The 23,721-nt window shown below is 66.5% G+C and carries 18 protein-coding genes and 1 pseudogene; 10 read left to right on the top strand and 9 right to left on the bottom strand.

The annotated features are described in order from the left end of the window. The 4 genes from DU478_RS22015 to DU478_RS22000 all read right to left on the bottom strand — a co-directional run. On the bottom strand, positions 1-1,193 hold a 1,193-nt coding region (locus DU478_RS22015), incomplete at its 3' end, for a sulfotransferase family protein (RefSeq protein ID WP_114513007.1). 48 nt (positions 1,194-1,241) lie between these two features. Beyond that, positions 1,242-2,270, bottom strand: a complete 1,029-nt coding sequence (locus DU478_RS22010) for a hypothetical protein (RefSeq protein ID WP_114513006.1) — start codon at positions 2,268-2,270, stop codon at positions 1,242-1,244. A 335-nt stretch (positions 2,271-2,605) separates the two neighbouring features. After that, entirely contained in the window at positions 2,606-3,550 is a 945-nt protein-coding gene (locus tag DU478_RS22005) for an NAD-dependent epimerase/dehydratase family protein (protein WP_114513005.1), read from the bottom strand. After that, complete coding sequence (locus DU478_RS22000; protein ID WP_114513004.1) at positions 3,537-7,445, bottom strand: glycosyltransferase; 3,909 nt, start codon at positions 7,443-7,445, stop codon at positions 3,537-3,539. The genes DU478_RS22005 and DU478_RS22000 overlap by 14 nt, the downstream gene beginning before the upstream one ends. A 388-nt stretch (positions 7,446-7,833) precedes the next feature. Here DU478_RS22000 and DU478_RS21995 point away from each other — a divergent pair, with 388 nt between their 5' ends. The 7 genes from DU478_RS21995 (at position 7,834) to DU478_RS21965 (ending at position 15,223) form a co-directional block, all read left to right on the top strand. Continuing rightward, a complete protein-coding gene (locus tag DU478_RS21995; RefSeq protein ID WP_114513003.1) occupies positions 7,834-8,895 on the top strand; it encodes a hypothetical protein in 1,062 nt (353 codons plus the stop codon). Positions 8,896-8,978: 83 nt separating this feature from the next. Beyond that, positions 8,979-10,073 carry a GSCFA domain-containing protein gene (locus DU478_RS21990; protein ID WP_114513002.1) on the top strand — a complete coding sequence of 365 codons (1,095 nt, stop codon included), beginning with the start codon at positions 8,979-8,981 and terminating at the stop codon, positions 10,071-10,073. 11 nt (positions 10,074-10,084) lie between these two features. After that, the gene (locus DU478_RS21985; protein WP_114513001.1) at positions 10,085-10,855 is read left to right on the top strand and encodes a hypothetical protein; all 771 of its coding nucleotides are present in this window, start codon (positions 10,085-10,087) and stop codon (positions 10,853-10,855) included. Between the two features lie 114 nt (positions 10,856-10,969). Further along, positions 10,970-12,580: an aldolase gene (locus tag DU478_RS21980; protein WP_114513000.1), complete on the top strand. Its 1,611-nt coding sequence runs from the start codon at positions 10,970-10,972 to the stop codon at positions 12,578-12,580. A gap of 8 nt (positions 12,581-12,588) precedes the next feature. Next, entirely contained in the window at positions 12,589-13,287 is a 699-nt protein-coding gene (locus tag DU478_RS21975) for an acylneuraminate cytidylyltransferase family protein (protein WP_114512999.1), read from the top strand. After that, positions 13,284-13,943 carry an HAD family hydrolase gene (locus DU478_RS21970; RefSeq protein ID WP_114512998.1) on the top strand — a complete coding sequence of 220 codons (660 nt, stop codon included), beginning with the start codon at positions 13,284-13,286 and terminating at the stop codon, positions 13,941-13,943. The genes DU478_RS21975 and DU478_RS21970 overlap by 4 nt, the downstream gene beginning before the upstream one ends. A gap of 311 nt (positions 13,944-14,254) precedes the next feature. After that, a complete protein-coding gene (locus DU478_RS21965; RefSeq protein ID WP_114512997.1) occupies positions 14,255-15,223 on the top strand; it encodes a glycosyltransferase in 969 nt (322 codons plus the stop codon). Positions 15,224-15,254: 31 nt separating this feature from the next. On the opposite strand, the gene DU478_RS21960 is transcribed toward DU478_RS21965, so the two are convergent. Then, a complete protein-coding gene (locus DU478_RS21960) occupies positions 15,255-16,163 on the bottom strand; it encodes a hypothetical protein (protein WP_114512996.1) in 909 nt (302 codons plus the stop codon). Positions 16,164-16,367: 204 nt separating this feature from the next. Here DU478_RS21960 and DU478_RS23795 point away from each other — a divergent pair, with 204 nt between their 5' ends. The 3 genes from DU478_RS23795 (at position 16,368) to DU478_RS21945 (ending at position 18,495) form a co-directional block, all read left to right on the top strand. Next, positions 16,368-16,673, top strand: coding sequence for a helix-turn-helix domain-containing protein (locus tag DU478_RS23795; protein WP_114512995.1), 306 nt, complete (start codon positions 16,368-16,370; stop codon positions 16,671-16,673). An 85-nt stretch (positions 16,674-16,758) separates the two neighbouring features. Next, complete coding sequence (locus tag DU478_RS21950; RefSeq protein WP_114512994.1) at positions 16,759-17,784, top strand: NAD-dependent epimerase/dehydratase family protein; 1,026 nt, start codon at positions 16,759-16,761, stop codon at positions 17,782-17,784. A 42-nt stretch (positions 17,785-17,826) separates the two neighbouring features. Further along, positions 17,827-18,495 (top strand): class I SAM-dependent methyltransferase, encoded by a 669-nt coding sequence (locus DU478_RS21945; protein WP_114512993.1) that lies wholly within the window; start codon positions 17,827-17,829, stop codon positions 18,493-18,495. Between the two features lie 108 nt (positions 18,496-18,603). On the opposite strand, the gene DU478_RS21940 is transcribed toward DU478_RS21945, so the two are convergent. From DU478_RS21940 to DU478_RS23240, 4 genes and pseudogenes are all read right to left on the bottom strand, one after another. Beyond that, positions 18,604-19,824, bottom strand: a complete 1,221-nt coding sequence (locus tag DU478_RS21940; protein ID WP_114512992.1) for a type II secretion system F family protein — start codon at positions 19,822-19,824, stop codon at positions 18,604-18,606. Positions 19,825-19,834: 10 nt separating this feature from the next. Beyond that, positions 19,835-21,358: a GspE/PulE family protein gene (locus tag DU478_RS21935; protein WP_114512991.1), complete on the bottom strand. Its 1,524-nt coding sequence runs from the start codon at positions 21,356-21,358 to the stop codon at positions 19,835-19,837. After that, positions 21,294-23,243, bottom strand: coding sequence for a type II secretion system secretin GspD (gene gspD / locus DU478_RS21930; RefSeq protein ID WP_114512990.1), 1,950 nt, complete (start codon positions 23,241-23,243; stop codon positions 21,294-21,296). Before gspD ends, DU478_RS21935 begins: the two co-directional genes overlap by 65 nt. A 134-nt stretch (positions 23,244-23,377) precedes the next feature. Next, positions 23,378-23,721 (bottom strand): annotated as a pseudogene (locus DU478_RS23240) (hypothetical protein); the annotation flags it as partial.

The raw sequence follows: 23,721 nt of genomic DNA, 5'->3' as shown, positions 1-23,721 counted from the left end.
GCGACGGTCTTGTCGAGCGTGTCGGCCTTGCCGCGGGCCTGCCGGACGGCGTCGTTCAGGCGGGCGGTTTCGCCCTTGAGCCTGTCGATCTCGGTCTTGCCGGTCTCGGACTCGGTCCTGAGCGCGGCTTCGCGCTCCTGCAGGGACTTGAGCGCGGTGGTTTTCTCGGCCAGCTCGCTCTTCAGCCGTTCAGCGGTCTTGGCGGCCTCTTCCGCGCGGTTGCCGGCCTCGCTCGAGGCGCTCTTGAGGGTTGCGGCCTCTTCGGTCAGGCGGGCGACTTCGCTGTTGGCCTCGCGCGCGGCACGGGCATCGTCGCGGCTGGCCTGGACCAGCCGTGCAAAGGACGGCGCCGTTTCCTCGAACGTGGTACGGATCCGGTCGAGCGTGGCGAAATCCGCCTTGTCCTCGCCGGTCTGGACCCAGCGCAGGAACACCTCGTAGGTGTCGCGCACCCAGGACGAGATCAGCGGATTGGCCAGAAGCTTTTGCGGGTCCTGATTGTGATGGCGCAGCCCGTCTCTCAGAAAGGCCTCGACTTCGCCGACCACACCCATCGACATCCGCGGCAGCGCGACATCCAGCTTCGTCTGGATGGTTTCGGCGACACCGGCCCAGTTGTCCATCAGCTGGGCGAAGCCGGTGAAACAGCGTTTCTGATCGCGGGTGTCGTATTCCGCCTGCAGCATGTGCTGCAGCCAGATCAGCATGCTCAGTTCACTGTTGATGTTGTCGCGCTTGGCCAGCGAGGCGGCGACCTCCAGCGGATTGCGCAGGGTCAGCACAAAGCGCGGCGACACCCCGATATCGGCCAGTACGCCGCGCCAGAACGGCACCAGCCGGCTGATCCTCGGATCCTTGAGCACGAAGAGGCGCGAGGTACCGAATTCATTCTGCATCGTCTCGACGGCGCGGTCGTGGAATTCCTCTGCCCGGGGGCTGTCGAACCAGCCCGGATTGATCGGCTGCCAGTCATCCCAGCGCGACGCGGCCGACGCCAGCAACTCGCTGTGCAGCGGATAGATCCGCTTGGATTCGAAATAGCCCAGTTCGTTGAACGGGTTCGGATCCATCACGGTGGCCGGCTTGTCGCATCCCAGGATGTTCAAAACCCCGGCCAGGGCCGACGTGCCGGACCTGTGCATGCCAAGCACCACGATCGCGATGCGGGATGATTTGGATTTCTTTTTGCTCATGGCGTCGCAAGGTCACTTTTTCAGAGGATTGGTCTTGAGAAAAATGGATCAGGGGGGCGGGCTCATCATCTCCAGCAGCAGCGTGTCCGGATCGCCGTCCTTGCCGGTGACCTCGCGCAGGATGCCCGCGGCGCGGTCCAGCAACTCCGCCTCGGGGATATCGCTGTAGGCGGTGCCCGTGACGGTCTTGCGAAAATGCTGGCGGCTGAAGGCGCGCGCCTGGTCGTATCCCATGCCCATGTAGTGCTGCAGCAACTCCATGTTGTCGTCCTGGAAATGATCGGCGATGAAATCGGCCTGCGCCTGGCTGACCATCTGCACATTGGTCTTCTGATAGGCCGCCGGCAGCCGGGCGGTCATCGCGTGCAACCCGCGGTTGTCGTGGCGGTTCTCGAAAATCCGGCTGCTGTTGCGTTGCATCAGGTACATCAGCGCATAATCGATGCTGGGGTTCGAGCGTTCCTCGAAGGTCTCCGACGGTTCCACGTCGATGCCCAGCATGTCGAAGAAATCATAAGCGGGGTTGCCGTTTGTCATCCAGCTGCGCAGGAACGGGCGCGGCGTGACCTTGATGCCGGGCAATGCCTCGGTCCAAGCCTTGACCGAGCCAAGGTAGTCGGGCCGGTGATTGGCGACATAGCTCTCGATGGTCTCGGACAGGGTGAAGCCTTCCTTGAGGTTCCACTGTTTCCAGGCCGAGGGAATCCATTCAGTCTGCGGGCGGAAGTAAAAGATCAGCTCGACCTCGCAATGCCGTTCCATCCCCGCCAGCATCTTTGCCATGGGCGGCTGCGACAGGTTTTCCGAGGACAGGATCAGGCGGGCATTGGCCGGGCTCTTGGCGATATTGCGGATGATGCTGTCGCGCATCGCCTCGGATTTGGCGGGTTCCTTCAACGCATCCTGCAGCTCCCACAGCGGCGGCATCAGCTTGCCCGGATCGGCCGGCAAATTGAAATTGCGGTTGAACACCAGGATGTCATGCGCAACGAGCGTGTCCAGATTGGCCTTGAGCGCCGAAAAAACAGAAGTGCTGCCGCATTTGGGAAACCCGGCATGAACGATCAACTTCACCATTTCAAACGCGTTCCTGTGAGCATGGGCTGGACCTTGAGGGGCTTCCGCAAAACGGGCGGGGACGGATCAATACACTCTGCGGCCCGCAAGATCCTGTCCTGCGCCATGCTCTTTGGGACGGATGCCCCCGGTCGGCCAAGGCCGACCTTGAAGGCCTGAAAAACGGAAGTGCTGCCGCATTTGGGAAATCCTGCAGGAATGATCGGTCTTGCCATATGCCGTCTTTACAGTGCTTTAAATGCAACTGAAACCCACGCCATTGGCGCAGCGTAGAATTTGGCATTCTGTCGAGAGTCTTGCAGACGGGCAACCCTGGAGAGTCTCCGAACCGAGGATCATCTGGTCAGAATATCCCATAACTCGGCGATACCGGTTTCCAGATCCACCGCCGGGGCCCAGCCGGTGGCGGCGCGAAAGCGCCCGGTGTCGAGCACGATCGTGTCCACGTCGAAACCGCGCGCCGGCCTGTGCCGCAGCTCGAGCCCGGTGCCCGTCGTCCGTCGGATCGCTTCGAAGATGTCGTTGATGCTGTGCCCGGTGCCCGAGCCGATGTTGTAGGCCCCGCCGGGCAGGTCCGGCGCGGTGAGCGCGGTGCGCATCGCGGCCGCCACATCGCGGATGTGAATGTAGTCGCGTACCACGGTTCCGTCGCCCCAGACCTCCGGGGCGCGGCCTGCGTGTATCTGGGCAAGGTAGTTTGCGATGACCCCGATGGCGGTGCCGCGCAGCTGGAACGGGCCGTAGGGGTTGCCGATGCGCAGGCTGACGCCGGTGAACCCGGCCTGCCGCGCCTCCAGCGCCAGATAGTTCTCGACCGCCAGCTTGGAGACGCCGTAGCCGGACAGCGCGCCGCCCGCAGCGTGTTCGGGCACCGGCAGCGTCTCGGGATCACCGTAGACCGTGCCGCCCGAAGACGAGAAGATCACCCGGCCGACCCCGGCGCGTCCGGCTTCCTGGAACAGCGCAACCGAAGGGGCGATGTTCTGGGCCGCGTCGCGGGCCAGATCCTGCATCGACGAGGCGGGGGTGGTGGTCCAGGCCAGGTGCACAAGCGCATCCGCGCCCGCCAGGCAGTCGGCCAGCCCGTCCAGCGCGGGAAAGGCGAACGCCCGGGTCTCGATCCCCTCGAGCAGCGGCGCCGCTGCCGTCAACCGGTCGGGCAGGTCGAGCACCAGCACGTCTTGGCCTGCGTCGCACAGGTCGCGGGCAATCGCGGTGCCGAGAAATCCGGCACCACCGAGCAGTATGGTTCGACCGGTCATGTGGTCAGGTGGCGTCATGACGCAGCCTTGTGAAGAACAGGACGGGAAACCAGTCGTAATGGCTTACGCTGCTCGCATATCGCTTTGCGCCTGCAGATGCAAAGCCGAGCTTCGCCAGGGCCTGGGTCATCGCCGCGACCTGGGCACTGCCCGCGACGATCAGGGTGCCCTTTGGGGCCAGCAACCGCGCGGCTTCGGCCAGCACCCGAGTGTCGCGCGGTGCAAGCGTGCCGGAGGTCTCGAAACGCGCGGTCAGCACGTCGTTGAGCAGCACGACCTGCAGCCGCGCATCGCTGAAATCGGTCCGTCCGAGCGGCCCCGCCAGTTCGGAGTCCAGCGTGTCGGCGTCGCAGATCCGGCCCTGAAACTGTTCGCGCCAGAATCCATCGAGCCCGGAGGGCAGGTTCACGGCAAGGGCCGGCAGGCGGCGATACAGCAGGAGGGATTCCGCCAGCACCCGGTGCACCGAGCGGGTGCGCCGGGTGGCGCCGCAGTGCGGGCAGGGTGCGGCGCCGTCCAGGTCCGTAAAGCTCGGGCTTTGCCGGGCACAGACGTTGCAGTGATGCACCTCGCGCCGCGCGATCGCATCCAGCGCCGGCAGATCGGCCAGCATCGGCGGATGCAGCGCGCCGATGCTTTCGTCGACCCGGTGCAGCAGCCCGGGGCGGGTCTTGTTGAACAGCGCCATCAGCCCCGGCACCTCGCCCAGCTCCCAGCCGCTGCTTTCGACGAAGTAGGAAAATTCCACGTCGGTGGAATTATGCGGCACCTCGGTCGAAAAGGCGCCGATCTTGTCGGTCATCGCGCGGCGGATGGCAAAGAAACCGCCCTGGACATGGCTGAATTCGCGGTCGGGGTTCTGCGTCGCGAACTCTTGGTTGCGGAACTTGTGAAACAGCGCCTGCGCCTTGGGATAGTCGCGCCCGAACAGGTAGCTGGGGCTGTAGCACAGCGTTCCGGCCAGACCGACGCGCGGGTTGGCGTTCATGTAGGAGACAAAGGACGTCTCCCAGCCGTAGCGGGTGGTCATGCCTTCCTTGCCGCAGACATAGATCGCGTAGTCCGACCGGCCCTGATCCAGACAGATGTTGGTGCCCGGACCGACCAGCGCGTTTTCGCGGTTGAGCACGATGGTGACATTGTCATGCGTGCCGTAGACGTCCAGCAGATGCGCCAGCGCCGGGGCGCTGCTGCCGTTGTCGCAGACGATCAGGTGAAACGGCAGCGAGGTGTACTTGTACAGCCGTCGGATCACTTCCGAGGTCTGCGCCAGGTTGTTCCAGCTCACGATCATCAGGTCGATGGTTTCGCGGGCCCAGGTCCGCACCAGGTTTTCCACCAGGTGTTCGGTGTTGTAATCGGCACGGATGCGATCCGAGGCGGTGTCGATAATCGCCTGCACCGCCACGTCGGGCAGGGCGTAATAGGCCCGGATGCGCGCCGCGATCGCCTCGGGCGTGGGTTCGCAGACCAGTCCGGTGATGCCGTCTTCGACCAGATCCGGAATGCCCGAGAGATCCGTGGTCAGGACCGGCAGTCCCGCGGCCATCGCCTCCATCAACACCGTGGGAATGCCGTCCATGTCGCCGTCGCTCGCCCGCACCGAGGGGCAGGCGAAGAGGTCGCTTTCGCGGTAGAGCTTGAGCATCGCGTCGCGACCCTTGACGGGCCCGCAGAGCGCGACGTTCGTGATGCCCTGAGCCCTGATGGCCTCGCGATATTCGTCCTCGAGTTCGCCATAGCCGTAAAGTTCGATCCGGACATTGTCCTGTTCCAGCAGCTTGCCCGCGCGGATCAGGTGAACGAGACCCTTCTTCTCGGTGAAGCGGTGGATGGCAATGATGCGCCGGAAGGGGCGGGTCGCGCGGTCGGGAGTGTGCCCCTCGGCATAGAGCCGGTGATCGCAGCCGTTCGGATTGATCATCATCTTTTCGGCCGGTACGCCGCGCGCTTCCAGGTAGCCGCGGTGAAAGCGCGACGGGACGAACACCTTGCGGCAGAGCGGCGAAGCGCTGACCTCGCTGACACGGTTGGCGGCATCGTTGCGGTAGCGGAAGATGTCCTGCGCATGGGCAATGTAGGTGAACGGGATCTGCGCCGTTTCGCAGGCGGGCCAGACCATGTCGGTGACCGTGGGATAGACGAAGTGGGCATGCACGTTGGTGATGCCGGTTTCGGTCAGCCGCTGGGCCAGGTGGTCTGCATCCTTGACGCGTTCCCATTCGATGTCGAAATCCGGGGCAAAATCCGGATAGGGCGACTGGCGGCAGAACACCCGCACATCGATGCCCTGAGCGCGCAGGAGCCGCAATTCGTTCAGCACGAAGGTTTCCGAGGGCACCGGGAAATGCCAGCAGAAATAGGCGATTTTCAGCGCGCTGCGCGGCATCGGGTCCAGCGGCATACGCGCTGGCAGGGTGATCTTGCGCGGCGCCGGGGCGGGGGCGTCCAGCAACGGTTCGTAGACCTCGCGCATCTGCGCGATATAGGCCTGCGCCCCAAACCGTGCAGAGACATCCGTCTGGGCGCGCCGGCCCATCGCGCGCAGCGCATCGGGGTCGTCGGCCAGCTTGCGCAGGGTGTCCGCAACCGCGTCGATATCGCCCAGAGGCACCACATGGCCGGTCTCGCCGTGACGGACGAATTCGGGCGGCGCCCCGTGATCGTAGACCACGGCGGGGCGGGCGGCCGCCATGCCCTCGAGCACCGTGCGGCCAAAGGATTCCTGGAACTGCGACAGGGACAGGACCACGTCGGTCTCGGCGATCGCCTCGGCCGGGGTGTCGCGGTAGCCCAGCACCCGCAAGCTCTTGGGCAGGGTGCCCGCCGCCACCTGTTGGTCGATGTCCGCCGTGTGTGTGTTCTCCGGTCCGATCAGGTGAAACAGCATCTCGGGATGAGTCTGCGACACCGTCTTGGCCACCTGGGCGAAATCCCAGATACCCTTCTTTGGAATGTTCGAACTGATCAGCCCGACCCGCAGGGCCCGGTCCTGCGCCGGTGCGGGCAGACGTGACAGCGCGTCCAGATCGGCGGTGTTGTAGACCAGCGCCGGCGTGCGTCCATCCAGGGCAAAGCCGTCCTGGGTGGCGCGGGAATTGGCGATAACCTGGTCGGCATTGTCCCAGACCTGCTCCACGATGCTTTCGGCCGGTTCGCCGATCATGTTCAGCAGGGCCTGGTCGTGACGGATCAGTTCGCGTGCATGCACCAGGCTGCGGAGTCCCATGCGGCGCGCCGCGATCAGCGGTTCACGCAGCACGATGGTGTTCGTATGCACCACGTCCACGGCATTCTCGCTCATGATATGGGCGAAATGGGCCACCAGCTTTTCGTTGATGGGCTGGCCCTTGCGCCACCAGCCGTAGGACAGGGTATAGACCGCATGCGCCTCGGACTTGAGCACTTCGAAATAGGCGGCATTGCCGGTGCCCGGAACGGTCACGATGACGTTGAAGTCCAGCGCGTCCAGCCCGCCCAGCATGTCCAGCAGGCTGCGCTCGCCGCCGAACAGCGTTTCTCCGGCGACATGGCTGCACAGCAGCACCGTGGGCCGTCCGGGGCGGTAGGGCACATCGCCTGTCGTGCGGCGCGGGCCGGAATCGTGGCGCCTGTGCAGATCGCCCGATGTCTCGGACACCTCGAAGGCCTGGCGGCCTTCCTTCTTGCCGTAGCGGATGTAGTGCAAGACCGGATTGTAGTCGGTGCGCGCCACATCGACGTTGACCTGCAAGTAGCGTTCGCTGTCGAATTTCGGGCCCGGGCTGCGGTTCAGCCGCGATCCGAGCCAGAGAAAATGCTCAAGGGGATCCATGCCCAGGATCTGCACGTCGGTATTGCGGTCGAGATACCACTGCGGATCGAACAGCCCCGATTTCAGAAGCTCTTCCTGATCCAGAGTGCTGGGTGCCATCGTAAACCTCTTGTGGTGTTGTCCGGTTGCGGCGCGGAGATTAATGAACTGCAGAGTCGAATTTGGTCGGGTCAATGTGCGGTATGTTTGTAAAACAATTTCCTGTCGCCGTGCTTTGCGGCCTTTCGAATCGAATACTGCGTCACCGCCGTAAGAATGTGCAAATCTTGGGCAGTCCTGCAGGTGAATAATGCCCATTCATCAGAAAATGCGCAAATCCGCAAGGTTCCAAACCGGGTACGGCGCACACGTTCCGGTTGCGCCCGCGCCCTGGCGCGCAGGGGGTGTCCGCCAGGGCCGTCCTGTATGGCGTTTTGGAAATATCTGTGATTTTAACGGCATCGGCGAAAACTGGCCCCAGGCGGTGCGCAAGGAACCCGGCGACGACATGAGTGACGCAGACAACAACAACAGTCCGGCCGACCTGGTCATCGACACGCTCACCTATGACCCGGCGCGCGGGCTGATCTTTCGCACGGCGGCCCGGCGCGGCGAAGAGGCCCGAGCAGTGCCGACCGCCAGCCTGCCCGCCGAAATCGCGATGACCCTGCACTATGAAGGCGCGGACAGCCCGGCCCGGGCGATCGTGACGCGCGGTCCCCGCGGTTTCGAGATCGTTCTGGCGCTCGAGGACACCGACACGCCGCTCCGCGCGATCAGCTGCGATCTGCCTCGGGGGGTGACGCTGGACCGCCCGCTGGCGGCCTTTCTCCGGACGGTCTTTCCGCAGACCAACGACGCGTTCGAACAGCTCATGAACAGCAAGACGAAGCGCTTTGGCGACGCACCCCTGCAGTATTTCGTGGCGCGCCAGATTTCGACCGGCTTCGGCGGGCTGCACGCCTACCGGGCCGCGTCCTCGGTCATCATGGCCTACAAGGCCATCGAGATGGAGGCCACGGCCCTGCAGCGCGAAGCGCTGGCGCATGTGACCGCGCACCTGGCGCGGATCGACGAATGCGCCACCACCGGCCACCCCCGCACCGACCGCGAACACCTGCTGGTGTCGCTGCTCTGCGCGCAGTGGCACCTGGAACTGAGCCTCGGCGAGACAGAGGCGTTCCTTGCCACGCTGGATCGCTGCCGGGCCGTGGCCGCCGAGCTGGAAAACCATTTCACCCCGGCCTTCAACCTGTCGCTGGCCCTGCTGATACGCTGTGTGCTGCTGTCCCGGGCGGGGGACGCAAGCGGCGCGGGCGAGATCGCCGCCGAGGGCATGCAGCTGTTCAAGCGCGCCGTGGCCGATGCCACCGACAAACTGACCCTGTTTCAGGAATTGCGCATGTCTCACCGCAATGTCCACGTCATGCTGCAGGCCGCCTCGCCCAGCAAACGGATCAAACCGGACTACGACGCCTGGGTGCTGTTCAGCCTGCGGGTGCGCGGCGCACCCGCCGAACGGCTCAAAGATGCGGCACTGGCAATTGCGGATGCGCGATCCGCAGGCTAGCCTCGCAGAGAGAGGTGCACCTCCTCACCGGGGCGCGTAAAGATTTTCGGACCGGATGTTTTCACACACGAGAGGTATTTCGCATGAGCCATCCATACCGCGACCTTCCGCCCGCCGCATTCTGGCGCACGGCCGTCTCCGACATCAATCCGCTCGAGACGACCGATCTGTGGACCCCGCGCCACGACCTCAAGCCCGACGATCAGGTCGTCACATTCGGCTCCTGCTTCGCCCAGCACATCAGCCGCGCCCTGCGCCGCCACGGGTTTTCCTGGCTCGACTGCGAACCGGGCGCGGATTTCGTCTCCGAGGCGCTCAGGAGCCGGTTCAACTACGGTGTCTTCTCCGCCCGCACCGGCAACATCTATTCCGCCAAGGCGCTGCTGCAGTGGGTGCAGTGGTCGCTGGGCCAGGCCACCCCGCCCGACGAGGCGTGGGAGCGCAAGGGGCGCTATTACGATCCGTTCCGCCCGGCGATCGAACCGGACGGCTTTGCCAGTGCGGCGGAGATGCTGGCCTCGCGTCAGCAGACGCTCGACGCCTTCGCCCGCTGCATCCGCGAGTCGGATGTCTTCGTCTTTACCCTCGGGCTGACCGAAAGCTGGGAAAACATCGCCGGGGGCTACACCTATGCCACCTGTCCGGGCACCAATGCCGGCACCTTCGATCCCGACAGCCATGTCTTTCGCAACTACACCTGCGCCGAGGTGCAGGACCACCTGGAACAGGCGCTGACCCTGATCCGCGCCGAGAACCCGAAAGTGCGCATCCTGCTTACCGTCTCGCCGGTGCCGCTGACGGCCACGGCGGCGGGCAAGCACGTTGTCGTCTCCACCACCTATTCCAAATCGGTGCTGCGCGCGGTGGCCGGGGCGGTGTCGGACGCCTGGGATCACGTCGATTATTTCCCGTCCTACGAGATCATCACCGCGCCGAGCTTTCGCGGCATGTTCTACGATCCCAACATGCGCACCGTCGCCGGGCGCGGCGTCGATTTCGTCATGAGCCACTTCATGGCCGGGGTCTCGGGCACCGCGCCGGGCACCGCGCCGGATGTCACGGAAGGGGCCGCGAAACCGGCCGCGCCGCCGCCGGACAGGGCGCCGGCCGGCGCCCTGGACGAACCCGACGACATCAAATGCGAGGAGCAGATCCTCGAAGCCTTCGCACGTCACTAGGATCCTGAAGAATGTCCAAGATCTGTATTCTGGGAAACAGTCACCTCGGCGCGCTCGCCCAGTCCGAGGCCGGGGCCAAGGCCTTCGAGGCGGCCGGCCACGACGTGGTCTACTGGGGGGCGGCGGGTACGCTGTTTCCCAAGATCACCTACAAGGACGGCAGGCTGATCTCTCCGGCGCCGTCGCGCTCGCGCATCATTTCCGGCGGGCGCTACGGCCATCTCGATCTCGACGATTTCGACACGCTGCTGGTCTATGGCGGGTCCGTGCCGCTCTCCAATGCCGCCGCGCGCATCGCGGCGCGGATGACGACCCTCGCCCCCCTGTCCGGGGCGTTCCGCACGGCCGCGCTGAACGAACAGATCGCCCTTTGGTGGCAGGACCGCCCGGCCGGCGCACTCATGCAGGCGATGATCGATGCGCATCCGGAAAAACGCTACATCTTTACCCCCGATCCGCTGATGGCACGCAACGACGCCTATCTCGCCCGGATCAGCGATCCGGTGCTGCTGCGCCAGGTGCTGGATGCGATGTACATGCATTGCCAGACCTGGTGCGACACCCGCGGCATCGGCTTTTACCGTCAGAACGAACACACGCTTGCCGAGGGGCGGTTGACGACACATCCCTCCTTCAGCACGAATTCGGTCAAGATGGAAAAGGGCGAGGCTCACCCGGACGAGGATTTCGTGCACATGAACGGCTCTTATGGCGACGTCGTCATGGCCGACCTTCTGACGCTTGTGCAGAGCCCGGAACAGGCTGTCCGCGCGGCGGGCTGACAGCCCCGCCGACACGGGTCGGCGGCTCCCCGGGGGGGCGTGACCGGACGGCGCAGTGTTGCAGAGGCCGGGTTTACCCGATATGGAAACCGCACGGAACAAAAGAGATATTTAATGTCCGACATCAAGATTCTGGACTGCACGTTTCGTGACGGCGGTTATTACAATGCCTGGGACTTTTCCACGCCCCTGATCAACACCTATCTCGAAGCGATGAAGGCCGCCCAGGTCGACATCGTCGAACTGGGGTTCCGGTTTCTCAAGAACAGCGGCTTCAAGGGGCCCTGCGCCTATGCCACGGACGAGTTCATCCGCTCCCTGAGCATCCCGCAGGGGCTCGAGGTGGGCGTGATGCTGAACGGCGCCGATCTGCTGACCGATCTGGGCCTCGTGCCGACGCTGGAGCGGCTGTTTCCCGAAACCGCCGACACCACGCCCGTCGGCCTCGTGCGCTTTGCCTGCCATTACCGCGAATTCGAACAGGTGCTGCCCGCCGTCGGCTGGCTGGCCGAACGCGGCTACAAGGTCGGCTTCAACCTCATGCAGATCACCGAACGGACCGAGGACGAAGTGCGTCACTACGCCCGCACCTCGAAGGAGTGGCCGATCGAGGCACTCTATTTCGCCGACAGCATGGGCAGCATGTCCCCCGACGACGTCAGCCGCATCATCGGCTGGATGCGTCAGGAATGGGACGGTCCCATCGGGGTGCACACCCACGACAACATGGGTCAGGCCCTGGCCAATACCCTGCGCGCCGCCGCCGACGGGGCGACCTGGCTCGATGCCACGGTGACCGGCATGGGCCGCGGCCCGGGAAATGCCCGCACCGAGGAACTGGTGATCGAGGCCGAGTCCCTGCGCGCCCGCCCTGCCAACCTGGTCCCGCTGATGAGCCTCATCCGCGAAACCTTCCAGCCGATGAAGATGCACTATGGCTGGGGCAGCAATCCCTATTATTACCTCTCCGGCAAATACGGCATCCACCCGACCTACGTGCAGGAAATGATGGGCGACGCCCGCTACTCCGAAGAGGACATGCTCGCCGTCCTCGACTTCCTGCGCCAGGAAGGCGGCTCGAAGTTCAGCTCCGACCGGCTGAGCGGCGCACGCACCTTCTATCGCGGCGAACCGCACGGCTCCTGGTCGCCCAGGACGATGATGGACGGGCGCGATGTGCTGATCCTGGGCACCGGCCCCGGCGTCGGCGCCCATCGCGCCGCACTCGAGGATTACATCCGCCGCACCCGCCCGCTGGTGCTGTCGCTCAACACCCAGTCCGACATTGCCTCGGACCTGATCGACCTGCGGGTGGCGTGCCATCCGGTGCGTCTGATGGCCGATTGCGAACAGCATGCGACCCTGCCGCAGCCGCTGATCACGCCGTTCTCGATGCTGCCCGACGACCTGCGCAACAACCTTGGCGACAAGGAGGTGCTGGATTTCGGCCTCGCCGTGTCGCCCGGCGATTTCGGGTTCGAGACCACGCATTGCGTGGTGCCGGCCCCGCTGGTGCTGGCCTATTCGCTGGCTGTCGCCACCAGTGGCGGCGCGAAACGCATCCTGATGGCGGGCTTCGACGGCTACCCGGCAGGCGACCGGCGCAACGATGAAACCGCGGACATCCTCGCCGTCTACAAGGCGCACACGCGCGACGTCATGCTGTCGCTGACCCCGACGCGCCACGCGATCTCCACCGCCAGCCTTTACGGTTATCTGGAATAGGGCCGGCCATGAGCGAGAACCTTCTGGTCAACTGCTTCCTGCCGTGCCGCAAGGGCAGCGAACGCGTGCCGCGCAAGAACATCAAACCCTTTGCGGGGTTCGAAAACGGGCTGATCGAAATCAAGCTGCGGCAGCTGATCCGGTCCGAACGCGTTGGACGGATCTACCTGTCCACCAACGATGACGAAATCCTCGATTACGCCGCCACGCTGGACACCGACAGGATCGTGCCGCACAAGCGCTGCGAGGAACTGTCGTCGAGCCAGACCAGCACCGACGAGCTGGTGGCCCACGCGCTCGACCTGATCGGCGAGGGCGATATCATGTGGACCCACGTGACCTCGCCCTTCGTCACCTCGGTCTCTTACGATGCCATCGTGGCGCGTTACCAGGCGGCTCTGGCCGAGGGCTACGATTCCCTGATGACCACCTCTGTCATCCACGGCTTCATCTGGGACGAACACGGCCCGCTCAACTATGACCGCAGTGTCGAGAAATGGCCCCGCACCCAGACGCTGCCGACCCTGCACGAGATCAACAGCGCCGCCTTCATCGCCCCGGCCCACGTCTATCGCACGCAGGACGACCGGATCGGCCTCAAGCCGTACAAATACGGCATGGAAAAGATCGAAGGCATGGACATCGACTGGCCGCACGATTTCCAGATCGCCGAAAGCATGGTGCTGCAGGGCATCGCTGCCGTATGAGCGGCGCCGTGATCGACCTGTCGCGCTACCGCACAATGGTCTTCGATTGCGACGGGGTGATCCTCGACTCCAACCGTCTCAAGACAGAGGCGTTCCGTGTCGCCGCGCGCCCCTACGGCGACGCCGCGGCCACGGCGCTGACCGACTATCACGTCGCCCATGGCGGTGTGTCGCGTTATCTCAAGCTCCGCCATTTTCTCGATCACATCGTGCCGGGGCAGGCGGGTCCCGACCATGATGCGCTGCTCGCGGCCTATGCCGGGGCGGTGCGCGACGGGCTGATGTCCTGCGCCATTGCGCCCGGTCTGGCGGACCTGCGCGCCGCGACGCCGGGGGTGTGCTGGATGGTGGCCTCGGGCGGCGATCAGGCCGAACTGCGCGAGGTCTTTGCCGCCCGCGGGATCGCGGAGTTCTTTGACGGCGGCATTTTCGGCAGCCCCGACCCCAAGGAGGCGATCCTGGCACGCGAGGCGGCGGCAGGCACCCTGCAGGCCCCGGCGCTGTTTCTGGGCGACAGCCGCTACGACCACATTGCCGCCGAAGGCGGAGCGCTCGATTTCGTCTTTGTCAGCGGCTGGAGCGAATTTGCCGACTGGCCCGCCTATACGGCTGCGCACGACCTGCCGGTCATTCCGTCGCTGGCCAGTCTGACGTGACCCTGGCGTCGCCGGCGCCCGGGGCCGATGCTGCCTCGGGACTCCCGAGCTCATGCCGGCCCGTTCGCGGCGTGTGATCGGGCGGCCGGAGCCTCGATGGTCATCGGAACCGGTCGCGGGATGTCGGCAACATGCCTGTCAATCTTTGCGCGTCACCCGCGAGACGCTCTATGCCTGTGTTGACGGAGCCGGCCGACCGTCCAAAGAATTCGCGAGTGTATCGGCACATCTCTGTCGGACATCCGCATGACACGATAGGTCTTGCGCGGCCGGTTCGCGACAGATCAGGAGCACAGGTGACTTTACAGGACATGAGCGACAGATCCGAAGGGGCAACGGCGGCACAGCCCGCGCCGGCCGGCATTCTTCTCGCGGTCTACAACGGTGCGGACGGCCTGCCCGCACAGCTCGACAGCATCGCCGCGCAGGACGATCCCGACTGGCGCCTGCTGGTCAGCGACGACGGCTCGCACGACGACAGCGATGCGCTGATCGCGGCCTTTGCCGGCCGGATGCAGGGTCGCCGGGTGGTGCGCCTGACGGGTCCGGGGCAGGGGGCGGCGCGCAACTTTCTCTTCCTCATCCGGCAGTGGCGCGCGCATCTGCCGCCGGGCAGCCTCATGGCCTTCTGCGATCAGGACGACGTCTGGCTCACCGACAAGCTGGGCCGCGGACGCGCGGCGCTGGCGGCGGTGCCCGAGAATGTGCCGGCGCTCTATTGCAGCCGCACCTGGATCACCGATGACCGGCTGATCGGGCGGCGCCTGTCGGCGAAGCGTCCGCACGCCCCGGGGTTTCGCAACGCGCTGGTGCAGAACATCGCCTCGGGCAACACCATCCTGCTCAACCCGGCGGCGGCGGCGCTGGTGGCGGCGGCGGCGGACGAGGTCCGCGACGTGGTGGTGCACGACTGGTGGGTCTACCTGCTGGTCACCGGCGCCGGCGGACGGGTGCTGCACGACGACACGCCGACGCTGCTGTACCGTCAGCACGCGGGCAACCAGATCGGTGCCAACGACCATTTCCGCGCCCGCTGCAAACGCATCCGGCAGCTCTTGCGCGGGGATTTCCGCGACTGGAACGCTCGCAACATCGCCGCGCTCACCGCTTCGGCGCACCGGTTGACCACCGAGAACCGCAGGCTGCTGGAGCAGTTCGCGGCCATGCGCCGCGCGCCGCTGCCAGCGCGGCTCTGGCAATTGTCGCGCCTGCGGCTTTACCGGCAAAGCCGCCCGGCGCAGGTGGCGCTGTGGCTGGCGGCGGTGCTGGGGCGGCTCTAGCGGCGGCAGGACAGGCGGGCGGTGGCCGCCGTCAAACCCCCAGGTGCCGGGGCTGCAGGAAGCCCGACATCACGTCGGCCCATTCCCGCGAACTGATCTTTCTGGCCGGGAACCAGCCGTCGTCGCGCACCGGTGCGGTCATGAAATCCGCATCCAGCCCGAAGGCCTCGCAGATGCGGGTGTTGCCGTCGCGATGCTCCGCGATCAGCGCGTTGCGCCGCGCGACCGAGGACAGCTCCCTGATGCCGTCGTCGCGGATCACCGGGTTGTCCTGAAGGAAGGCCAGCAGCCTTTTGGCGATCGACCGCCGCTTGAGTTCGAGCTGCGACATGAACAGCAGGTTGCGCCGGTGGGTGCGGACATTGGCCTGGCGCTCCAGCGGCGGCAGTTCCGGCCCGCCCACCGCGCGCATCAGCATCGCCTCGGGCGACAGCGACCGGTCGGCGCCGTAGAGGCTCAGCTTGACGTTGTCGCGGCCGTAATCCTGTACCAGCTGTCCGACCAACGGCTCGTAATCGAAGGGATAGGGGTCGTCCTTTTCGATGTTCAGCCGCCGGCCGAATTTCACCAGCTGCGAAAAGGCGCTTTCCAGCATCTCGTCCTGGCGCCGCATCGACAGGATCACCGTGGTGTCGAAATGCGCGGTGATGACCGCGTTGGCCTCGGGGTGGGTACGGGCCAGCACCCGGGAGAGGTTCTCGGCCGAGACGATGATCGCGCCGCCGTCGTGGCCGCGCTTGAGATGCGCGACAAAGGCCTCGGGGCCTTCGGTGACGATCAGCTCTCCGACCCGCTGGAACCCGCCGTCGGGCCGGCCCAGGCGGTCGGGCTGCCAGAAGCCGTGCGCGCGCAGCGTCTCCTCGTGGTGCTGAAGATAGCCCTGGATCGACGTGGTGCCGGTCTTGTGCTGTCCGACATGCAGGAAAAGTCTTGGTTTCATGAGCGGCGGCCGGGTTGCGATGCGTCGCCTTCGTGACTAGCGCAAGCGTCACCGGAGGCCAAGGTGATCCTGAGCGATCCTGTGCGATCTTTATAAATTACCATAACACAAATTATCAGGTAGATTTGCGTGGCGGGGACGCTCCAATCTCGAATGCGACTTTTGAATCGTGGCAGGATGTCGAGAGCTGAAAGGACATCCTGAATGAAACGCAGGTTCAGCCACCTCACCCTTGCCGACAGACGCCAGATAGAACGCGGGCGGCAGATGAAGATGAGCGCCGCGGACATCGCACGGCGCACGGACGGATGCCGAACCGACCGGTCGGGTCCGTTCTCAGGACCATCCGACAGCGCGGTCAGCCTTGACCCGTTCACAATGGGCTTTGATCCGGGCAGGATCATCGGTCCCGACCCTGGGCCAGAGCATCCTGGCAGTCCCGTTCCAGCGTCTCTGAACCGGCTGCTCTGCCCCCTGGGACATGCGGCTCAGCGTTGCCGGCAGACATGACTGTCCAGTCCGAGATCTGGGCAGTTGCGTCACCTGGCCGCGGTCCGTATTGCTGAAGGTCCACGACGTCTCGCCACGGAGCCCCATGCAACGCATCTTCATCACCGGCACGGCGGGGTTCATCGGCTTTCACCTGGCCCGTCTGCTGCTGGACGAAGGGTTCACCGTCGCGGGCTTCGACGGGATGACCGATTACTACGACGTGCGGCTCAAGCAGCGGCGGCACCAGATGCTGCTGCAGAGCCCGGGTTTCCGTGCGACCGAGGCGATACTCGAGGACCGCGACGCCCTGGACGGTGCCATCGACGCCTTTGCCCCCGATGTCATCATCCACCTCGCCGCCCAGGCGGGCGTGCGCTACAGCCTGGAAAACCCCCGCGCCTATATCGACGCCAATGTGGTGGGCAGCTTCAACGTGATGGAGGCGGCGCGGCGGCAGGGCGTGGCGCACCTGATGATGGCCTCGACCTCTTCGGTCTACGGCGCCGAGACGGCGATGCCCTATGTCGAGACCCAGAAGGCCGACACCCAGATGACGATCTACGCCGCCACCAAGAAGGCGACCGAGAGCATGGGCCATGCCTATGCCCATCTTTATGACCTGCCCACGACGATGTTCCGCTTCTTCACCGTCTACGGCCCCTGGGGGCGGCCCGACATGGCGCTGTACAAGTTCGTCGACGCGATCCTCGACGGGCGGCCCATCGACATCTACAACCACGGCGAGATGTACCGCGACTTCACCTACGTCGGCGATCTGGTGCGCGGCATCCGCCTGCTGATGGACGCGGTGCCGGTGCGCCCGGCCGACCCTGCCGACATCGCCCCCGGCGACAGCCTGAGCCCCGTCGCCCCGCACCGGGTGGTCAACATCGGCAATTCCACCTCGGTGCGGCTCTTGGATTTCGTCGAGGCCATCGAAGAGGTGCTGGGGGTCAAGGCGCAGCGCAACCTGATGGCGATGCAGCCCGGCGACGTCCCCGCCACCTGGGCCGATGCGTCGCTGCTGCAGAGCCTCACCGGCTACCGCCCGCAGACCGATCTGCGCGACGGGGTGCAGAGGTTCGTCGACTGGTACCGCGCGTACAAGGACTCTGGCGGGCTGCGATGATCCTTGCTACCACTTGCCCGTGCAGCCGCGAAGGGATCCGTCATGCTGATCGTCCCGGAAGAGTTCAATCGCAATGCGAAGTCGGTGCAGGAGCAGGACACGCCGGCTGAGACCGGCCGCAGGCTGATCGAATACATGTGCGAACGCATCGGCATTCCGGACCTGGCCGGGCGCGACCTGCTGGATCATGGCTGCGGCGTGCGGTTCAGCGAAAGCTTTCTCAACCTCGACCTGCCGCTGGGCAGCTATACGGGACTCGACGTGCACCGTGCGCTGATCGAGTTCCTGCAAGAGGCGGTGGACGACCCGCGCTTTACCTATCGCCATGTCAACGTTGCCAACCGGATGTACAACCGCAAGGGCCGGGCCGAGGCGCCCTACGACAAAGTCGACCTGGGGGGGCGGCGGTTCGACATCGCCTCGATGTTCTCGGTCATCACCCATCAGGATCCCCCCGAGGCGACGCTGACCTTCACCTTCCTGCGGCGGCATATCCGCGAGGATGGACACATGTTCTTCTCGGCCTTCCTGCACGAGGACGACACGCCCTTCCAGCAGCTGGTGCCGGAAAAGCCCGACCTCATGGCCAGCTACAGGCTGGACCACCTGACCGAGATCCTCGAGCGGACCGGGTGGGAGGTGGTGTCGGTGGTCGATCCCGCGCCGCGCGACCTGCCGATCATGTGGTCGCTGCTCTGCCGGCCGGTCTGACGGAGCTTTGGTCTCAGGGGCGTCCTCGGGGCTTTCCGAGGAGCCAATCCCGGGGCTCCGCCCGTTCTGCGCTGAGGAAGGTCCCCCGGACCTTTTTCCGGGCGCGCCTCACCCCGCGACAACCGCCTGCAGGTCGAAGATCGGCAAGAGCACCGCCAGAACCACCACCAGCACCAGGCCGCCTACCAGCATCATCAGCGCAGGCTCCAGGAGCGCCGCGATGCGCTTGCGCTCGGTCGAAAGGCCGTTTTCCACCAGCACCGCAGCGCGTTCGGCCATGCGCGCCAGCCGTGCCGACATCTCGCCGGCGCTGACCAGCTGCTGCGCGACCGGCGGGATGAAGCTCAGCCGCTCCAGCGCCATCGACAGGCTTTCGCCCTGGCGCACTGCCTCCGACACCGCATCGGACTCGCGTTTGAACCGGGTGACGTCCAGCACCTCGCCCGCTGAATCCACCGCCGCCAGCACCGCGTGGCGGCTGCCCAGCACCAGCGCCAGGGTGCGCAGGTACTGCACCGCCGCCCCCAGCCGCATCAGCCGCCCCGCCACCGGCAGGCGCAGGATCGCTGCATCGCGCGCATCGCGCAAGGGACCCGCCCGCCCCGACAGCAGGATCAGCAGCACGATCCCCAGGAGCGCCCCGCCGATCGGCCACAGATGCGCGCGGATGCCGTCGCTGATCCAGAGCACCCATTGCGTGACCTCGGGCAGCGGCCGGTCCGAGAGCTCGAACATCGCCACGATCTCGGGCGCCACGCTGGTCATCAGGATGCCGCAGACCAGCAGCGCCACGGCGGCGACGAAGGCCGGATAGACCAGCGCCGCGCCGATCTGCGCCCGGTCCTGGCCGCGGGTTTCCAGGAAATCCGCGAGTTCGGAAAACACCGCCGCCAGATCGCCCGCCCGTTCGCCCGCGCGCAGGGCCGCGATGTAGTAGCGCGCGAACCCCGCGCCCGACGCCTCGAGCGCATCCGACAGCGCCTGGCCTTCCATGAGCCCCGCGCGCGCCTGTGCCGCCACCGCATCGAGCGCGCCGGCGCTGCCGCCCGAGCGCACCGCCTCGAGCGCCGTCTCCACCGGCAGTTCGGCGCTCAGCAGCACCGCCATCTGGCGGGTGAAGACCGCCTGCAGATCGGCATTGAGCCGCCTGGCCCGCCCCAGCCGCCTGCCCCGCGCCCCGCCCGCCCGCTGGCCGCGATCCGAAAGGTCCGAGACGAAAAGCCCCTTGCCCGCAAGCTCCTGCGCGGCGGCGGCTTCGGTTTCCGCGACGATGGTGCCGCTGCGGCGTTTGCCGGTGTCGGTATAGGCGGTATAGGCCCAGGCCCTCATGCCCCGGTCCTCATGCCACGTCGCCCACGACCCGCAGGGTTTCGGCAAGGGACGTGCGCCCGGCGGCGACCTCGCCCAGCCCCTGGCCCACCAGCGTTTCGCGCGCATCCAGCGCCATGTGCCGCAGTTCGGTCTCCGACACGCCGCGGTCGATGGCGGCGCGCAGGTCTTCGGTCACCTCGAGCATCTCGAAGATGCCGACCCGTCCCGCATAGCCCGACCGGTTGCAGGCCTCGCAGCCCACCGGCGCATAGATCGACAGCGGCAGCGCCAGCCCGTGCTTGTCGAAGAACGCCGCCTCGGCCGCGGTGGGGGGATGGGCCTCGCGGCAGTCGGGGCAGAGCCTGCGCAACAGCCGCTGCGCGATCACCCCGCGCAGGGTCGCGGCAATGAGGAAGTTGTCGAGGCCCAGATCGCGCAGCCGCACCACCGCCCCCACCGACCCGTTGGCGTGCAGCGAGGAGAACACCAGGTGCCCGGTCAGTGCGGCCTGCGCGGCGACGCCCGCGGTTTCGCCGTCGCGGATCTCGCCCACCAGGATCACGTCCGGGTCCTGGCGCAGCGTGGCGCGCAGCCCGGCGGCAAAGGTCATGCCGATCTCGGCATTGATCTGGCTTTGGCTGACCCCCGGCAGGTCGTACTCGATCGGGTCCTCGACGGTGACGATGTTGCGTTCGTCCCGGTTGGCGAGCTTCAGCAGCGAATACAGCGTCGTGGTCTTGCCCGCCCCGGTGGGCCCGGTGGCCAGAATGATGCCGTTGGGCAGCGCCGACATGCGTTCCAGCAGCGCGATCTGGTCACGCGACAGCCCCAGACCGTCCAGCGGCATGAGGCCGGTGGAGCGGTCGAGGATCCGCAGCACCACCCGTTCGCCGTAATTGCCGGGCAGGGACGACACCCGCGTGTCGATCAGCCGCCCGCCCAGCCGCAGCGGGATGCGCCCGTCCTGCGGCAGCCGGGTTTCGGCGATGTCGAGCCCCGCCATGACCTTGAGCCGCGACACGATGCGGCGCGTGGGCACGTCCCCGCGGTCCATCACCGTCTGCAGGAATCCGTCGATGCGCATGCGGGCGCGCAAGCCCCCCTCGTAGGGTTCCACATGCAGATCCGACGCTCCCGCCAGCACCGCCCGGCGCAACAGCTGGTTCACCAGCTGGATGACCGGCGCATCCTCGGCATCCTCGAGCAGGTCGCGTTCGCGCACCGGCCGCGCGCTGTCCTCGAGATCGAACAGCAGGTCGTCCTGCGCCTCGCCCGCCGCGCCGCCCTGGTACAGCCGCGCCAGCGCCGCCTCGAATCCGGTGATGTCGAGCCGCGACAGCTGCACGGGCCCGCCGGCCCGGCGCCGCGCCTCGCGCAGCCCGGGCAGCGACGCCCCCGGCCCCGCGATCAGCGTGCCGCCGTCCAGCGCCACCTGGTGATCGCGCGCAAAGGCAAAGGGCAGACGCGCCGTGCCGCCCTGGCCGGGCTCAGTTTCCGGAGAAGCGGAGCCGGGTGGGAAGCGGTGGGAAGTTGCGTCTCTGGGCGACGTCATCAATGAATCCGGCATCGAAAGGTTGGTTGAGATCCGCACCGTCGAACGGCAGCACCCCCGAAGGCGTGCGCGGATACCTTTCCCGATCCCGGGGCTGGATGGCAAGGCTCGCCTGTTTCGCGTCGCGCGCCACCTCGCGGGTCAGGCGCTTGGCCTCTTCGTCGGAATCGACGATCCGCGGGCGCAGCATCACCAGCAGCACGCGCTGGTTCTGGCTGGTGTTCTTGCCCCTGAAGAGACCGCCCACCAGCGGCAGTTTCGACAGCCCCGGCACCCGCTGGCTCACCGATCCGAACCCGTCCTCCAGCAGCCCGCCCAGCATGATCACGTTGCCGCCCTTGACCAGCACCGTGGTCGACAGTGCGCGGCGCGCGGTGATCTCACCGCCCGCAGAGCTCTCGCTGTTGGTGAGGTTGCTGACCTCCTGCTTCACGGTCATGCGCACGGTGTCGTCGGCGTTGATCTGCGGCGTGACTGCCAGGGTCAGACCCACATCCTGCCGTTCGATGGTCTGGAACGGATTTTCCGGCAGCGCCGTTTCGCCCACCGTGGCGAAGGAGCCGGTGACGAAGGGGACGTTCTGCGCCACCACGATCTCGGCCTCCTGGTTGTTCACGGTCATGATCGACGGCGTCGACAGCAGCCGGGTGGAATTGGTCTGGGCGATGGCCGACAGGAAAGCGGCAAAGCCTTCCTCGGAGGTGCCCGACAGCGCGCCGAGGCTGCCGCCCGAGCCGACATCGTTGCCGTTCTGCTTGAGCACCGAAGACACCAGGCTGGTCAGGCTCGGACGGCCCTCGAGGTTGAACTGCACGCCGCCCACCACCGCGTCGTTCAGCACCGCACCGAACTGCGTCGACAGATCGGCAAAGCCCTCGACCGACATCTCGAAGATCACCGCCTCGACCAGCACCTGGGTCGGGCGGCGGTCGAGATGCCGGATCATCGCGACGATGTCGTGCATGCGGTCCTGCGGGGCGGTGATCAGCAGCGAATTGGTCTGCGGCTCGGCGATGATGCGCACGTCGCCGGCGCTGGCCTCGGGCCCGGCGGCGGGGGTCGAGAAGGACCGCAGCACCACATCCGCCAGCGCCGCCGCATCGGCATAGTTGACCTGCACCACCGACGAGGCCTGGGTGCCCTGCTGCCCGTCCAGCCGCCCGGCCAGCGCCCGCACCCGGGACCGCAGGTCCTCGGGCCCCGACACCACCAGCGCGTTCGAGCGCCGGTCGACGGTGACGCTGGCGCCGTCGGGCACCAGGTCCATCGCCTGCACCACCTGCAGCACCTCCGCCGCATCGGCATTGCGCAGCCGCACCATCTCGATGGGATCGTCGCGCGGCGTATCCAGCCGGGCGATGAGGTCGGTGATCCGGCGCAGGTTGCCGCCCCGGTCCGACAGGATGATCAGCCGCGAGCCGGGCACGCTCGACACCACCGCCTCGGAGGGCAGCAGGGGCCGGATGACCTCGATCACCTCCTGCGGCGTGGCGCTGCGCAGCTCGATCACCCGGGTCTCGTACCCGCCCGATCCGGTGCCCGACGACAGTTCGCGCGCGGTCCCCAGCGGCACGATCCGGTCGGCGTCGATGCCTTCGACGATGGTCAGCCGGTTGAGCTCAAGCACGTTGAGGAAAACCTCGTAGAGGGCAGCCGGGCTCATCGTGCCGGGGGCCAGCACCGTCACCGTGCCGCGCACCTGCGGGTCGAGCACGAAGTTGCGGCCCGTCGCCTCGGACACGATCTGCACGAAGCTGCGCAGATCGGCATCGCGCAGGTCCAGCGCCACCTGTGCCCGCGCCGGGCCGGTCAGGCCCAGGCTCAGCCCGCCCAGGGCCAGCATCAGGGCGACCGTTGCCGCCCGCATCCATTTCACATCTGTCATGTCCTGCTCTCTGCCGTCTCTGGAGCGCCCGTTCCGGGGCGTCTTGCGGTCTCTTTTCCGGCACTCTAACGGACCTTCCCGCAAAAGGCACCCGCCGGATGCCCGCGCCGCCGCGGCTTTTCGCGACCTGTGCCTTATTTGGCAAAGCCCAGAAGCTGCGGCTCGGCGCCGGGGCTGCTGACCCCCCAAAGCCCCTGCACGTCGATGGCGGTGACGGTATAGGCCTCGCCCAGCGGATCGCCCACCTTCAGCAACGCCTCGCCCGTCGGGTGCGAAACGATGGCCCAGCGGCTGGCGCCGTCGCTGACCACCCCCTTGAGGCTGTAGCCCAGGCTTTCGATCGGCGGCGCCGGGGGCGCGGGCGGCTGCGGCTCGGGCGCGGGCGGCGGCGGTGCGGGGGGCTGCGGTTCGSGCACGACGCGGGTGCCGAAAAGCGGCGGCCAGTCGCGCGGCGGCGCGGCGCTGCGGGGGTCCTGGG

The organism is Thalassococcus profundi, from assembly GCF_003344785.1.
Classification (GTDB): domain Bacteria; phylum Pseudomonadota; class Alphaproteobacteria; order Rhodobacterales; family Rhodobacteraceae; genus Puniceibacterium; species Puniceibacterium profundi.
The sequence above is the reverse complement of the archived record's forward strand: the minus strand, read 5'-3'. Positions and strand labels throughout refer to the sequence as shown.

Coding starts and splice junctions, on each gene's coding strand:
- DU478_RS22010 (WP_114513006.1), bottom strand. CDS start 2,270: ATGGTGAAGTTGATCGTTCATGCCGGGTTTCCCAAATGCGGCAGCACT.
- DU478_RS22005 (WP_114513005.1), bottom strand. CDS start 3,550: ATGACGCCACCTGACCACATGACCGGTCGAACCATACTGCTCGGTGGT.
- DU478_RS22000 (WP_114513004.1), bottom strand. CDS start 7,445: ATGGCACCCAGCACTCTGGATCAGGAAGAGCTTCTGAAATCGGGGCTG.
- DU478_RS21995 (WP_114513003.1), top strand. CDS start 7,834: ATGAGTGACGCAGACAACAACAACAGTCCGGCCGACCTGGTCATCGAC.
- DU478_RS21990 (WP_114513002.1), top strand. CDS start 8,979: ATGAGCCATCCATACCGCGACCTTCCGCCCGCCGCATTCTGGCGCACG.
- DU478_RS21985 (WP_114513001.1), top strand. CDS start 10,085: ATGTCCAAGATCTGTATTCTGGGAAACAGTCACCTCGGCGCGCTCGCC.
- DU478_RS21980 (WP_114513000.1), top strand. CDS start 10,970: ATGTCCGACATCAAGATTCTGGACTGCACGTTTCGTGACGGCGGTTAT.
- DU478_RS21975 (WP_114512999.1), top strand. CDS start 12,589: ATGAGCGAGAACCTTCTGGTCAACTGCTTCCTGCCGTGCCGCAAGGGC.
- DU478_RS21970 (WP_114512998.1), top strand. CDS start 13,284: ATGAGCGGCGCCGTGATCGACCTGTCGCGCTACCGCACAATGGTCTTC.
- DU478_RS21965 (WP_114512997.1), top strand. CDS start 14,255: ATGAGCGACAGATCCGAAGGGGCAACGGCGGCACAGCCCGCGCCGGCC.
- DU478_RS21960 (WP_114512996.1), bottom strand. CDS start 16,163: ATGAAACCAAGACTTTTCCTGCATGTCGGACAGCACAAGACCGGCACC.
- DU478_RS23795 (WP_114512995.1), top strand. CDS start 16,368: ATGAAACGCAGGTTCAGCCACCTCACCCTTGCCGACAGACGCCAGATA.
- DU478_RS21950 (WP_114512994.1), top strand. CDS start 16,759: ATGCAACGCATCTTCATCACCGGCACGGCGGGGTTCATCGGCTTTCAC.
- DU478_RS21945 (WP_114512993.1), top strand. CDS start 17,827: ATGCTGATCGTCCCGGAAGAGTTCAATCGCAATGCGAAGTCGGTGCAG.
- DU478_RS21940 (WP_114512992.1), bottom strand. CDS start 19,824: ATGAGGGCCTGGGCCTATACCGCCTATACCGACACCGGCAAACGCCGC.
- DU478_RS21935 (WP_114512991.1), bottom strand. CDS start 21,358: ATGACGTCGCCCAGAGACGCAACTTCCCACCGCTTCCCACCCGGCTCC.
- gspD (WP_114512990.1), bottom strand. CDS start 23,243: ATGACAGATGTGAAATGGATGCGGGCGGCAACGGTCGCCCTGATGCTG.